Genomic DNA, 13,819 nt, shown 5'->3' with positions numbered 1-13,819 from the left:
GGGGCCGGGTCATCCGCGAGGATGGGACCATGACCGCCCAGATTCTCGATGGCAAGGCCACCGCAGCCGCGATCAAGTCCGATCTGACCGCCCGCGTGGCGGCGCTGAAGGAGAAGGGCGTCACGCCCGGCCTCGGCACGATCCTGGTCGGGGACGACCCCGGCAGCCAGAAGTACGTCGCCGGCAAGCACCGCGACTGCGCGCAGGTGGGCATCGCCTCCATCCAGCGCGAGCTGCCGGCCACCGCCACCCAGGAGGAGATCGAGGCGGTCGTCCGCGAGCTGAACGAGGACCCGGCCTGCACCGGCTACATCGTCCAGCTGCCGCTGCCCAGGGGCATCGACGAGAACCGCGTCCTGGAACTCATGGACCCGGCCAAGGACGCCGACGGCCTGCACCCGACCAACCTCGGCCGCCTCGTGCTGAACGAGCCGGCCCCGCTGCCCTGCACCCCCAACGGCATCCTCACCCTGCTGCGCGCCCACGGCGTGGAGATCAAGGGCGCCGAGGTCGTGGTCGTCGGCCGTGGTGTCACCATCGGCCGCCCGATGCCGCTGCTGCTCACCCGACGCAGCGAGAACGCCACCGTCACCCAGTGCCACACCGGTACCCGTGACCTCTCCGCCCATCTGAAGCGGGCCGACATCGTCATCGCCGCGGCCGGCTCCCCGCACCTGATCCGTGCCGAGGACGTCAAGCCGGGCGCGGCCGTCCTGGACGTCGGCGTCTCCCGCAACGCCGAAGGCAAGATCGTCGGCGACGTCCACCCGGACGTGGCCGGCGTGGCCGCCTGGATCTCCCCCAACCCCGGCGGAGTCGGCCCGATGACCCGGGCGCTCCTGCTGGTCAACGTGGTCGAGGCGGCGGAGCGCAGTGCCGGCTGAGGACACCCGCGGGCCCGCGGAACCGACCGTGCGCGACGCGATCAGCGCCCCCGACGCCGAGGGGCGCCCGCGTCGCGTCACCCGCCGCTTCCCGCTGTTCACGCGGGACACCGCCCGGCCGGAGGGCGGCGGCCGGGCCGCGCCCCCCGACGCCCCGGCGCCCGCCCGCCAGTGGCCCCTGCTCGTGGTGCTGTCGGCGGTCGCGCTCGGCCTGCTGCTGACCGCGCTGGACCTGTTCCGCGTCGGCACCCTGCTGATCGGCGCCGCCCTGCTGGCCGGGGCGGTCATGCGCTGGCTACTGCCCGGCGTCGGCATGCTCGCCGTCCGTTCCCGCTTCACGGACATCGCCACCTACGGCACCCTCGGCCTGGCGATCGTGCTGCTGGCGATGATGGCCCAGCCCAGACCGTGGCTGGAGATCCCGTTCCTGAAGGACACCCTGCACTTCACGGTCACCAAGTAACGCCGCTCGCACAGCCGGTGGCCCGCGTCTCCCCGGGGACACGGGCCACCGCCGTATCCCCCGCCGACCCCACGGCCCGGGAACTGGGATCCTTGGACGCGCGCACGTAACACGGGGGAAGAGGGGAGGAGGGGGAAGCGATGCCTCGCTGGAAAACCCTGCCGGAGGATCTGGATCCGCAGATCAGGGAGTTCACCGAGCGGATGCGGCGGCTCGTGGACCACAGCGGCCTGAGCGTCGCGACGCTGGCCGACAGCACGGGGTACAGCAAGACGTCCTGGGAGCGCTACCTGGGCGGCCGGCTCCTCGCGCCCAAGGGCGCGGTCGTCGCGCTGGCCGAGGTCACCGGTACTCATACCGTCCACCTGACCACCCTGTGGGAACTGGCCGAACGCGCCTGGAGCCGGGCGGAGTCGGGGCCCGACAGCACGATGGAGGCGATCCGCGTCGCCCGGGACCGGGCCGCGCTCGGCGACCTCGCCCGCACGACCGGCCCCACCACGGGCACGGGGACCGACGCAGGCGCCGGGGCGGGGGGCCGTGGCGGCGCCGGGACCTCGGGTACGAGCGCCGGCGGTGGTCCCGGTGCAGGGGTTCTGGGCGGTTCCGCGGCCGGGACCCGTGACGGCTCCGGCGCGGCGGCCGGTGACGACTCCCGCTCGGCGGCCGGTGGTGCTCCCGCGTCCGGCAGGAACTCCTGGGGGCTGGCCGGGTACCGGGGTCCGTCGAAGGCGACCGTCCGCCCGGGAGCGGGCTCCCCGGCCCGCCCGGCCGGCCTCACCGGTCCGTCGGGCACCGCCGCCCTGACCCTGGGCACCGCGGTCCCGGCCACGCCCGCCGGCGCCCCGGGCACACCGAACGGCGCCCCGGGCGACCCCGCCGGGACACGAGGCACCGCCGCCCCGGCGCGGGCCACGCCCGACGGCGCCCCGGGCACCCCGGTCGGCACGCCCGGCACACCCGCCGGAACCCCGGGCATCGCCGCCCCGCGCCGGGCCACCCCGTACGGCACCCCGGCCACGCCGGACTTCCCGGGCACCCCCGCCGGCACCCCAACCCCCGGTGGCGGGCACTCGGCGACCGGGCACGGGGACCCGGTGAGCCGGACCGGTCCGGCGAGCACCGCGAGCCCGGTGCCCCCGCGGCGGCAGCAAGTACTGATGTTCTTCGCGGGGATGGCCGGCGTGCTCGTCCTCATCGCCGGTGTCTTCCTGCTCACCCACCGGGACGGCGACGGTCACCGGGGCAAGGGCGCGGCCGCGTCGTCGGCCCCGTCGGCCCGTACCCGGCCGAGCCTGCCGCCGGGCGTGAAGTGCGCCGGCTCCGCCTGCACCGGCAAGGACGCCGAGGCCATGGGGTGCAGCGGCGACCTGGTGACGACCGCCAGGTCCGTCACCCTCGGCACCACCGTCCTGGAGGTCCGCTACAGCAGGACGTGCGGCACGGTCTGGGGCCGGATCACCGGCGGCGCGCCCGGCGACACCGTGCGGCTCACCGTGGGCGGCGTCCGGCAGTCGGGTGACATCACCGCGGCGGGGGACACCATCGCGTACACCCCGATGGCGGCCGTACGGGACCCGGCGCGGTCCCGGGCCTGCGCCACGCTCGCCTCCGGGCGGACGGGCTGCACCGACTGAGGCCTCTCTTTCGGATCTTGCCGGGGTCGCGGGGTCCGGCACGCGCATATGCGGCGTTGTCGTCGGTTGTCGACGCTCCGCGTCGACGCCCTCCTCCGCCTTGCAGCTGCACGCACCGGACCCCGCTCGGGTAGGCCATGCGGCGCCCGCGATCCCGGCCGGCCTGATCCGAAAGAAAGACCCTAGGCCGCGAACGCAGGCGGAGTCGGAAAGTCCGTTCCGGTGCGCATGCCGTGGCCGCAACCGGGGCAGGTGTGCCGTACCCCCACGGGAGTCCGGCACACCGGTACCCCCATCGGCGGCCGTCCTCGTTCCTCCTCCCGAACGGACGGCCGCCTTTTCACGCGCCCGCCGGCCGCTTCCCCGGTGACGGGTACACCCCATGAACCCTGTGGGCTGAGCCACACAGCCCCGTACGTCTCGCATGCCGGATGCGCGATAGCCTGACCGCTGGATCTCTCTTGATGCCAAGAGATCGATCATCCGCCCGGGGCAGGGACGCCCCACCGCCAGCTGTCATACGGAGAACGCCATGACCCGCACTCCCGTGAACGTCACCGTCACCGGCGCGGCCGGCCAGATCGGTTACGCCCTGCTCTTCCGCATCGCCTCCGGCCAGCTGCTCGGCGCGGACGTGCCGGTCAAGCTGCGCCTGCTGGAGATCACCCCGGCGCTCAAGGCGGCCGAGGGCACGGCCATGGAGCTGGACGACTGCGCCTTCCCGCTGCTCCAGGGCATCGACATCACCGACGACCCGAACGTCGCCTTCGACGGCACCAACGTCGGTCTGCTGGTGGGCGCCCGCCCGCGTACGAAGGGCATGGAGCGCGGTGACCTCCTGGAGGCCAACGGCGGCATCTTCAAGCCGCAGGGCAGGGCCATCAACGACCACGCCGCGGACGACGTCAAGATCCTCGTGGTCGGCAACCCGGCGAACACCAACGCGCTGATCGCGCAGGCCGCCGCGCCCGACGTACCGGCCGAGCGCTTCACCGCGATGACCCGTCTGGACCACAACCGCGCGCTGACCCAGCTCGCGAAGAAGACGGGCACGACGGTCGCCGACATCAAGCGCCTGACCATCTGGGGCAACCACTCCGCCACCCAGTACCCCGACATCTTCCACGCCACGGTCGCCGGCAAGAACGCCGCCGAGGCCGTGAACGACGAGAAGTGGCTGGCCGAGGACTTCATCCCGACCGTCGCCAAGCGCGGCGCCGCGATCATCGAGGCCCGGGGCGCGTCCTCCGCGGCCTCCGCCGCCAACGCCGCCATCGACCACGTGTACACCTGGGTCAACGGCACCGCCGAGGGCGACTGGACCTCCATGGGCATCCCGTCGGACGGCTCCTACGGCGTCCCGGAGGGCCTCATCTCCTCCTTCCCGGTCACCACCGAGAACGGCACGTACAAGATCGTGCAGGGCCTGGACATCAACGAGTTCTCCCGTGCCCGCATCGACGCCTCCGTCAAGGAGCTGGAGGAGGAGCGCGAGGCGGTCCGCGCGCTCGGCCTCCTCTAGATCCGACGTGGTGCGACCCGGCGGCCGTGGGCTATAGTTGATCACGCACCGGCCGCCGGGAAACCGGCACCAGGTGATGCGTTGGTGGTCCAAGGAAAGACGCCCCGCTTCCTGCGGGGAGATGCAGGTGCAAGGCCTGCCCGGCGCTCCACGCACGAGGTCCCCTCCCGCTGTCGGCGGGAGGGGACCTCGTCGTTTCCTGCGAGCGCTCACCTCTCCCGGCGAAGCAGCTCGACCGCGGCCCGGTCCGTGTCCTCGGCCCGCCCGTTCAGCCGGTGCACGACCACCCACCGCCCGTCCTCCATCGCCCCGGCGAACACCGACGCGTCCCGGGTGGCGCCGTTGTGCCACCGCAGCGGCCCGGCCGACTGCCAGCTCACGGCGGGCTCACCCAGCCGCCGCTCCACCAGCAGACGTACGACGAGAGCGGCGACGGCGCGCGGAGTCGCCCACAGGCCGCCCGCCGGGAGGATCGCCCCGTCCATCGTCCAGGGCCTGCGCCGCGTGCCGGGCAGGCCGGGGGCGAGCAGCCGGCGCCCGGGGTGCGGGCGGGCGGTCACCTCGGTCAGGCCCGCCGGCCGCAGGACGTACGTGTCCAGCAGCTCCTCGTAGCCGGCTCCGCCCGCCGCGGCCAGGGCCGCGCCGAGGACGGAGTACCCCAGATTGGAGTACTCCTCCTCGCCCGGCGGGCGTACGGCGACGGTGTCCAGGCCGCGCACCAGCCGCAGCAGCTCGGCCGGGCCGAAGGCCGCGTACGGGTCCCGGCGTCCGAGGCCGGGCGGCAGCCGGGGGAGGCCCGAGGTGTGCCGGGCCAGGTCCAGCAGGGTGATGCCCGTGCCGGACGGTGCGGGGAGCCACCGCTCGACGGGGTCGTCGAGGCCGATCGCGCCCGCCTCCGCCATCCGGGTCAGGACCGTGCCGGTCAGCGTCTTCGTCAGCGAGCCGATCTGGACGTACCGGTCCACCGCGTGCCCGCCGGTCACCCGGGCCGGGCCCGCGTCGGTCAGCACGCACATCGGGACACGGAACACGGGGGATCCTCTCGGTCGGTCACCGCATTCTGCGGGGCTACCTGGGACCCACCGTCATGTTCAGGCCATTGCTTCCCCGGCCACCGCGTGCCCCCGGCCACGGGCGTGTCCCCGGCCACCGGCGTGTCCGCGCCGTCCGGGCCGTCCGGGGCCGGCCGGCGGAGGTGCGGTGACCCGTCGCGACCACGGCCGTCGCCGGCAGCACGACCGTTCCGACGATCCGCAGGGCCGGCCCCATCCCGCTCGCGAAGCCGGTGTGGCCCGCCGGACACCACGCCGGACCGGGGCACCGGCCCGCGCACGGTCACCCGGACCTGCACCGTCCTCGGCCACGACGCGATCACCGCCGGCCACGCAGCGGCCCTCTTCGCCCGGGCCGCCCGCGAGGCGCCCGGCATCCGGCCGCGCGGTCCGGTCGCCGACGCCCGTGCGCGCTCGGCCTGGACCGCCGCCGGGTGGTGGGCAGCGTCCCACCCACCCGTCCTCCCTGTTCGTGCTGCGCGAGCCCGATCCGAGCGGGCTGATCGACCTGTGTGGCCGCCCGCCGGCCGAAAACCTCGGCCTGGTCACCTTCGGGATCCCGCGCCCGCTGCCGGCCGTCCCGGCCGGCTTCGCCTGACGCCCGCGGCACGACGCCGACTCGGCCCACGCCCGGCTGCGGGGCTGTGTCAGGAAGGCGATGCTCCGGGGTTCGGGCGCCGATCAGACCGCCCCGGCCCCCGTCACACACCCTTACGTGCCCGCTTTTGCGCCTTTTTCGGCCGTATTTTCAGTGACGCCGCGCACTTTCGGACATCGATTGCGCATGCGCGACAGGCGTCTGGGCAGGCGACCGCGGTCCCCGAGCGTGACCTGCGTGTGACAAAGGGGTACCGAACAGGAACGGAAGGCGACACCGAACATGGCGGACAGAGCGGAACGACACCCTCAGGCGACCATCCACGCGGGCGGTGAGTGGCTGGAAGCGATCTCCGGCGCGACCCGCGAGATCCTCGACCCCGCGGACGCCCGGCCCTTCGCCGTGGTCGCGGAGGGCGACGAGAAGGACGCCGAACGTGCGGTGGCCGCCGCCCGGCAGGCCTTCGACCAAGGCCCCTGGCCCCATACCCCGGTCGCCGACCGCGCCGCCCTGCTGCGCCGCGTCGCCGGCCTCCTCGTCCGCGACCGCGAGGAACTCGGTCTGCTGGAGAGCCGGGACGCGGGCAAGACCGTCGAGGAGGGCCGCGTCGACATCGACTGCGTCGCCGACGCCTTCCGCTACTTCGCCGACCTGGTCGCCGCCGAGGCGCCCGGCCGGGTCGTCGACGCGGGCTCGCCCGACATCCACAGCGTGGTCGTCCACGAGCCGGTCGGCGTCTGCGCGCTGATCACCCCGTGGAACTACCCGCTGCTCCAGGCCAGCTGGAAGATCGCCCCGGCACTCGCGGCCGGCAACACCTTCGTGCTCAAGCCCAGCGAGATCACCCCGATGACCACGATCGCGCTGATCGGACTGCTGGCCGAGGCCGGACTGCCCGAGGGCGTCGCCAACCTCGTCACCGGCCCCGGCCACACCGTCGGCGCCCGGCTCGCCGAACACCCCGGCGTCGACCTCGTCTCCTTCACCGGCGGCCTGGTCAGCGGCACCAAGGTCGCCCAGGCCGCCGCGCCCACCGTCAAGAAGGTCGCCCTGGAACTCGGCGGCAAGAACCCCAACGTCGTCTTCGCCGACGCCTGCGCCACCGAGGAGGGCTTCGACACCGCCGTCGACCAGGCCCTCAACGCGGCCTTCATCCACAGCGGTCAGGTCTGCTCGGCCGGGGCACGCCTCATCGTCGAGGAATCGGTCCGCGAGCGCTTCGTCGCCGAACTCGCCCGCCGCGCGACGAGGATCCGCCTGGGCCGCGGCACCGAGGACGGCGTCGAGTGCGGCCCGCTCGTCTCCGAGCAGCAGCGCGCCAGGACCGAGTCGTACGTCGCCTCCGCGCTGGCGGAGGGTGCGGTGCTGCGCTGCGGAGGAAAGCGGCCCGCACCGTCCCCGGCCCGCCCGGAGACCGGCTACTTCTACGAGCCGACCGTCCTCGACGCCTGCCACCGCGAGATGAAGGTCGTCCGCGAGGAGGTGTTCGGCCCGGTCCTCACCGTCGAGACCTTCCGGACGGAGGAGGAGGCGGTGTTCCTCGCCAACGACACCGAGTACGGCCTCGCCGGCGCCGTCTGGACCGCCGACCCCGGCCGCGCCCGGCGCGTCGCCGCCCGGCTGCGCCACGGCACCGTCTGGATCAACGACTTCCACCCCTACCTGCCGCAGGCGGAGTGGGGCGGCTTCGGCAGGAGCGGCACCGGCCGCGAACTCGGGCCCGCCGGGCTCGCCGAGTACCGCGAGACCAAGCACGTCTACCAGAACCTGGCGCCCAGGCCGGTCCGCTGGTTCGCCGGCTGAGCCCCCGCCCGACTCCCTCCACACCTCCGGAGCAGCTCTCCCATGTCCCACACCCCCCACCTCTACGACTACGTCGTCATCGGCGGCGGCACCGCGGGCTCCGTCATCGCCTCCCGCCTCACCGAGAACCCGGACGTCACCGTCGCCGTCATCGAGGGCGGCCCGAGCGACGTCGGCCGCGACGACGTCCTCACCCTGCGCCGCTGGATGGGCCTGCTCGGCGGCGAACTCGACTACGACTACCCGACGGTGGAACAGCCCCGCGGCAACTCCCACATCCGGCACAGCCGCGCCCGCGTCCTGGGCGGCTGCTCCTCGCACAACACCCTCATCTCGTTCAAGCCCCTGCCCTCCGACTGGGACGAGTGGGAGGCGGCCGGCGCCAAGGGCTGGGGCGCCGTCCCCATGGAGGCCTACTTCGCCCGCCTCAAGAACAACATCGTCTCCGTCGACGAGAAGGACCGGAACGCCATCGCCCGCGACTTCGTCGACGCCGCCCGGTCGGCACTGGGAGTACCCAGGGTCGAGGGCTTCAACCGCGCGCCGTTCACCGAGGGCGCCGGCTTCTTCGACCTCGCCTACCACCCCGAGGACAACAAGCGCTCCTCCGCCTCCGTGGCCTACCTGCACCCGGTGCTGGACGAGCGGCCCAACCTCCACCTCTTCCTGGAGACCTGGGCGTACCGGCTGGAACTGGACGGCACCCGCGCCCAGGGCGTCCACGTGCGCACCAAGGACGGCGAGGAACTGCTGATCCGGGCCCGCGAGGAGGTCGTGCTGTGCGCGGGCGCCGTCGACACCCCGCGGCTGCTGCTGCACTCGGGCATCGGCCCCGCCGAGGACCTCGAGGCGCTCGGCATCCCCGTCACGCACGACCTGCCCGGTGTCGGCGAGAACCTGCTCGACCACCCCGAGTCGGTGATCGTCTGGGAGACCCACGGCCCGATCCCGGAGAACTCCGCGATGGACTCCGACGCGGGCCTGTTCGTGCGGCGCGACCCCTCACACGCGGGCCCCGACCTGATGTTCCACTTCTACCAGATCCCGTTCACCGACAACCCCGAGCGCCTCGGCTACGAACGCCCCGCGTACGGCGTCTCGATGACCCCCAACATCCCCAAGCCGAAGAGCCGCGGCCGGCTCTACCTCACCAGCGCCGACCCGTCCGTGAAGCCCGCGCTGGACTTCCGGTACTTCACCGACGAGGACGACTACGACGCCCGTACCCTCGTCGACGGCATCCGCATCGCCCGCGAGATCGCGAAGACCGAGCCGCTGGCCGGCTGGCTCAAGCGCGAGGTCTGCCCGGGCCCGGAGATCCTCGGCGACGCCGAGCTGAGCGAGTACGCCCGCAAGGTCGCGCACACCGTCTACCACCCGGCCGGCACCTGCAAGATGGGCGCCGCCGACGACGAACTTGCCGTGGTCGACCCGGATCTGAGGATCCGGGGCCTGTCCGGCATTCGCATCGCCGACGCGTCCGTCTTTCCCACCATGACCGCCGTGAACCCGATGATCGGGGTGCTCATGGTCGGGGAGAAGGCCGTCGACCTGATCGGAGGCGATCCCCGATGACTCCCACCGTCCCCACCCGCAAGCCCCCCACCACCACCGCTCCCGTCTTCTCGGTCTCCGGCCTGTGGAAGGTGTTCGGGCCGAAGTCCGACCGCGTCCCGGCGGATCCCGAACTCAGGGAGCTGAGCCCGGCCGACCTGCGCGCCCGCACCGGCTGCACGGCCGCCGTCCGCGACGTCTCCTTCGACGTCCGCAAGGGCGAGGTCTTCGTGGTGATGGGCCTGTCCGGCTCCGGGAAGTCCACCCTGGTCCGCTGCCTGACCCGGCTGATCGAGCCGACCGCCGGCAGCATCGCCATCGACGGCGAGGACGTCCGCGCGATGGACCGGGCCCGCCTGCGCGAACTGCGCCGCCACCGCGCGGCGATGGTCTTCCAGCACTTCGGCCTGCTCCCGCACCGCACGGTCCTCGACAACGTCGCCTACGGCCTGGAGATCCAGGGTGTCAGCAGATCCGAACGCCGCGAGCGGGCCGCGGAGTTCGTCACCAAGGTCGGCCTCGAAGGCATGGAGAAGCGCCGCCCCGGCCAGCTCTCCGGCGGCCAGCGCCAGCGCGTGGGCCTGGCCCGGGCCCTGGCCGTGGACCCCGAGGTCCTGCTCTTCGACGAGCCGTTCAGCGCCCTCGACCCGCTCATCCGCCGCGACATGCAGGACGAGGTGGTCCGCCTGCACCGCGAGGAGGGCCGCACGATGGTCTTCATCACCCACGACCTGAGCGAGGCGCTGAAACTCGGCGACCGCATCGCGCTCATGCGCGACGGCCGGGTGGTCCAGCTGGGCACGCCCGAGGAGATCGTGGGTTCCCCCGCCGACGACTACGTCCGCGAGTTCGTCCGGGAGGTCCCGCGCGAGCAGGTGATGACGGTGCGTACGGCGATGCGGCCCGCGTCCGCGGAGGAGGCCGGGAGCGGTCCGGCGCTCCGGCCGGAGGCCACGGTGGCGGAGGCGATCGAGGCGGTGGCCAGGGCGGGCACCCCGGCCCGGGTCATGAACGCGGGCGCGTGCATGGGCGTGGTCGACCACGAACAGCTCCTCGGTGTCGTCGCCGGCATACCGACGGCCACCGACACGTCCGGCACCACACCCACCGACACGTCCGGCACCGCGATCACCGGCCCCGGCGACACCGCCGGGACCCCGGGCAGCGGCACCGGCACGCCGATCACCGGCACCGCGGGCGGCACCGGCACCGCCACCGGCGTGAGTGCCTCAGGCACCGCCGACGCGGCCCCCGGCCCCCGTACCGCCGGGCCGGCGTCCGTCCCCGGGGAGACGGCACCCGGCAGGCACCGGCAGGCGGCCCCGCGCGCCGCCCGCACCGGCCCGGAAGCCGCGCCCCCGCCTCCGCCCGGTGCCCGTACCAGCCCGGAGGCCGTGTGATGGCAACGCTCACCGTCCCCTCCTCCCGCACGGGCACCCCCCGTCTCCTCCGGAGCAGAGCCGCCGGCAAGCTCCTCCTGCTGGCCCTCCTCGCCGCCGTCCTCGCCCCCTGGGCGGCCGGCCACTGGCCCGGCGCCGCCTGGCCCCACGAGCTGACGGTCAGCCTCACCAAGCCCCTCGCCACGGCCAGCGACTGGGTCATGGACAACCGGGACAGCCACCCCCTGTTCCTCTACTTCTTCGGCTACGTCAGCAACGCCGTCATCTGGGCCGTCCGCGCCGTCTACCTCACCCTCCTCGCCGCGGGCTGGGCCGGCGTCACCGCGTTCGGCGCGCTGACCGCCTGGCGTCTGGGCGGTGCCCGTCTCGCCGCCGGCACCGCGGCCGCCGTCCTGGCCTGCGGAGCGCTCGGCATGTGGGTCCCGACGATGCAGACCCTCGCCCTGATGGTGGTCGCCGTCCTCGCCTCCGTCGCCGTGGGCACCGTCCTCGGTCTCGGCGCCGGACTCTCCGACCGTCTGGACCGCGCCCTGCGCCCGGTCCTGGACACCATGCAGGTGCTCCCGGCGTTCGCCTACCTCCTCCCCGTCGTCCTGGTCTTCGGCATCGGCGTCCCCGCGGCCGTCCTCGCCACCGTCGTCTACGCCGCCCCGCCGATGGCCCGTCTCACCTCGCTCGGCCTGCGCGGCGCCGACCCCGAGGTCCTGGAGGCCGTGGAGTCGCTCGGCTCCACCTCGCGTCAGCGGCTGCTGACCGCCCGTGTCCCGCTGGCCCGCAAGGAACTCCTCCTCGGCCTCAACCAGACGATCATGATGGCGCTGTCCATGGCCGTCATCGCCGCGGTCATCGGCGCCGGCGGCCTCGGCGACCGCGTCTACCAGGCCCTGGCCTCGGTCGACGTCGGCGCGGCCCTCGCGGCCGGCATCCCGATCGTGCTGCTGGCGGTGGTCCTGGACCGCGTCACCGGCGCCGCCGGCGCCGGCACCCCGGACACCGGCCGCACCCGCGCGATCGGCTGGCCGTACGCCCTGGCCGTCACCGTCGCCGCCGCCCTCGCCACCCGCCTCCTCGGCGCGCTCGAATGGCCCTCCGGCTGGACGCTGGCCATCGCCGGACCGGTCAACCGCGCCGTCGACTGGATGACCTCCCACCTGTACTCCGGGGTCCCGGTCATCGGTGGTACGGCCGACTGGGCGGGCCACTTCACCACCTGGGTCCTGGACCCCGTACGCGACGGCCTCCAGTGGCTGCCCTGGTGGTCGGTGCTGCTCGTCGTCGCCGCCCTGGCCTGGCTGATCGGCACCTGGCGGACCGCGCTGACCGCCGTCCTCGCCATGGCCGCGATCGGTGTGCTCGGCGTGTGGGAGCCGTCCCTGGACACCCTCTCGCAGGTGCTCGCCGCGGTCGCCGTGACCCTCGTCCTGGGCTTCGCCACCGGCATCGCCGCGGCCCGCAGCGACCGGGTCGAGCGGGTGCTGCGGCCCGTGCTGGACGTGTGCCAGACGATGCCGCAGTTCGTGTACCTCATCCCGGTCGTCGCCCTGTTCGGCGTCGGCCGCGCCCCCGCGGTCGCCGCGGCCGTCGTCTACGCCCTCCCGGCCGTCGTCCGGATCACCGCGCAGGGCCTGCGCCAGGTCGACCAGGCCGCGCTGGAGTCCGCGCGCTCGCTCGGCGCGACCGGCCGTCAGCAGCTGTGGCAGGTCCAGCTCCCGCTGGCCCGGCGCTCGCTGCTGCTCGCCGTCAACCAGGGTGTCGTCCTGGTGCTGGCCGTGGTCATCATCGGTGGCCTGGTCGGCGGCGGCGCCCTCGGCTACGACGTCGCCTTCGGCCTCGCCCAGGGCGACCTGGCGACCGGCCTGGTCGCCGGCGCCGCGATCGTCTGCCTGGGCCTGATGCTGGACCGGGTGACCCAGCCGACCGAGCGGCGCACGAGGAAGGGAGCCTGACATGCGACGACGTACGACCGCCCTGGCGGGCGCGCTGATGCTGCTGACCGCGACCGGCTGCGGCGCCGCCGACATGACGAAGCAGGCCAGCCCGTTCGCGAACGCCCACGGCTCGAAGACGGTCACCCTGTCCGTGCAGTCCTGGGTGGGCGCGCAGGCCGATGTGGCCGTCGCCCAGTACCTCCTCGAACACGAACTGGGTTACCGCGTCGACACCGTGCAGGTCGACGAGGTGCCCGCGTGGGACGCGCTCAGCCAGGGCCGGGTCGACGCCCTGCTGGAGGACTGGGGCCACCCGGACCAGGAGAAGCGGTACGTCCACGACAAGAGGACGATCGCCCCCGGAGGCGGCCTCGGGGTGACCGGTCACATCGGCTGGTACGTGCCGACGTACCTCGTCGAACAGCATCCGGACATCACCGACTGGAAGAACCTGAACAAGTACGCCTCCCTCTTCCGCACCGCGGAGAGCGGCGGCAAGGGCCAGCTGATGGACGGCTCCCCGTCCTACGTCACCAACGACAAGGCGCTGGTGAAGAACCTGAAGCTGGACTACAAGGTCGTCTTCGCCGGGTCCGAGGCCGCGCAGATCACGCAGATCAAGCAGTTCGCCAAGGACAAGAAGCCGTTTTTGACCTACTGGTACGCGCCCCAGTGGCTGTTCGAGAAGGTCCCCATGACGGAGGTGAAGCTGCCGCCGTACAAGGAGGGCTGCGACGCGGACGCGGCGAAGGTCGCCTGCGCCTACCCGCACACCCCGCTCCAGAAGTACCTCAACGCCGGATTCGCGAAGGACGGCGGCCGGGCCGCGGCCTTCCTGAAGAAGTTCCGGTGGACCACCGAGGACCAGAACGAGGTCTCGCTGATGATCGCCGAGCAGAAGCTGGACCCGGCTCAGGCGGCGCGGAAATGGGTGGACAGCCACCGTGCCGTGTGGAAGCGGTGGCTGTCCTGACTCCC

10 protein-coding genes and 1 pseudogene are annotated in these 13,819 nt (G+C 73.5%); 10 read left to right on the top strand and 1 reads right to left on the bottom strand.

All coding sequences use genetic code 11. The features are described from left to right. Positions 1-29: 29 nt before the first annotated feature. From ACF1BE_RS23960 to ACF1BE_RS23945, 4 genes are all read left to right on the top strand, one after another. Positions 30-884, top strand: coding sequence for a bifunctional methylenetetrahydrofolate dehydrogenase/methenyltetrahydrofolate cyclohydrolase (locus ACF1BE_RS23960; protein ID WP_392201060.1), 855 nt, complete (start codon positions 30-32; stop codon positions 882-884). Next, positions 874-1,347 carry a DUF3017 domain-containing protein gene (locus ACF1BE_RS23955; RefSeq protein ID WP_392201059.1) on the top strand — a complete coding sequence of 158 codons (474 nt, stop codon included), beginning with the start codon at positions 874-876 and terminating at the stop codon, positions 1,345-1,347. The genes ACF1BE_RS23960 and ACF1BE_RS23955 overlap by 11 nt, the downstream gene beginning before the upstream one ends. A gap of 140 nt (positions 1,348-1,487) precedes the next feature. Beyond that, positions 1,488-2,984: a DUF2690 domain-containing protein gene (locus ACF1BE_RS23950; protein ID WP_392201058.1), complete on the top strand. Its 1,497-nt coding sequence runs from the start codon at positions 1,488-1,490 to the stop codon at positions 2,982-2,984. A gap of 532 nt (positions 2,985-3,516) precedes the next feature. Next, a complete protein-coding gene (locus tag ACF1BE_RS23945; RefSeq protein ID WP_392201057.1) occupies positions 3,517-4,506 on the top strand; it encodes a malate dehydrogenase in 990 nt (329 codons plus the stop codon). A 209-nt stretch (positions 4,507-4,715) separates the two neighbouring features. Here ACF1BE_RS23945 and ACF1BE_RS23940 read toward each other — a convergent pair whose 3' ends face one another. Next, positions 4,716-5,537 (bottom strand): serine hydrolase domain-containing protein, encoded by an 822-nt coding sequence (locus ACF1BE_RS23940; RefSeq protein ID WP_392201056.1) that lies wholly within the window; start codon positions 5,535-5,537, stop codon positions 4,716-4,718. A 493-nt stretch (positions 5,538-6,030) separates the two neighbouring features. On the opposite strand from ACF1BE_RS23940, the gene ACF1BE_RS23935 reads away from it, so the two are divergent. The 6 genes and pseudogenes from ACF1BE_RS23935 to ACF1BE_RS23910 all read left to right on the top strand — a co-directional run bounded on the left by ACF1BE_RS23935 (position 6,031) and on the right by ACF1BE_RS23910 (position 13,814). Next, positions 6,031-6,156: a hypothetical protein gene (locus tag ACF1BE_RS23935; protein WP_392201055.1), complete on the top strand. Its 126-nt coding sequence runs from the start codon at positions 6,031-6,033 to the stop codon at positions 6,154-6,156. A gap of 282 nt (positions 6,157-6,438) precedes the next feature. Further along, complete coding sequence (locus ACF1BE_RS23930; RefSeq protein WP_392201054.1) at positions 6,439-7,959, top strand: aldehyde dehydrogenase family protein; 1,521 nt, start codon at positions 6,439-6,441, stop codon at positions 7,957-7,959. A 42-nt stretch (positions 7,960-8,001) separates the two neighbouring features. Then, complete coding sequence (locus tag ACF1BE_RS23925) at positions 8,002-9,534, top strand: GMC family oxidoreductase (RefSeq protein WP_392201053.1); 1,533 nt, start codon at positions 8,002-8,004, stop codon at positions 9,532-9,534. Continuing rightward, positions 9,531-10,586, top strand: a pseudogene (locus ACF1BE_RS23920) (glycine betaine/L-proline ABC transporter ATP-binding protein); the annotation flags it as partial. The gene ACF1BE_RS23925 and the pseudogene ACF1BE_RS23920, both read left to right, overlap by 4 nt. A gap of 326 nt (positions 10,587-10,912) precedes the next feature. Beyond that, positions 10,913-12,859 (top strand): ABC transporter permease, encoded by a 1,947-nt coding sequence (locus ACF1BE_RS23915; protein ID WP_392201052.1) that lies wholly within the window; start codon positions 10,913-10,915, stop codon positions 12,857-12,859. Position 12,860: 1 nt separating this feature from the next. Then, positions 12,861-13,814: an ABC transporter substrate-binding protein gene (locus ACF1BE_RS23910; protein ID WP_392201051.1), complete on the top strand. Its 954-nt coding sequence runs from the start codon at positions 12,861-12,863 to the stop codon at positions 13,812-13,814. The last annotated feature ends 5 nt before the right edge of the window (positions 13,815-13,819 follow it).

Origin of the sequence: Streptomyces sp. NPDC014991 (assembly GCF_043080665.1) — a bacterium.
Classification (GTDB): domain Bacteria; phylum Actinomycetota; class Actinomycetes; order Streptomycetales; family Streptomycetaceae; genus Streptomyces.
The sequence above is the reverse complement of the archived record's forward strand: the minus strand, read 5'-3'. Positions and strand labels throughout refer to the sequence as shown.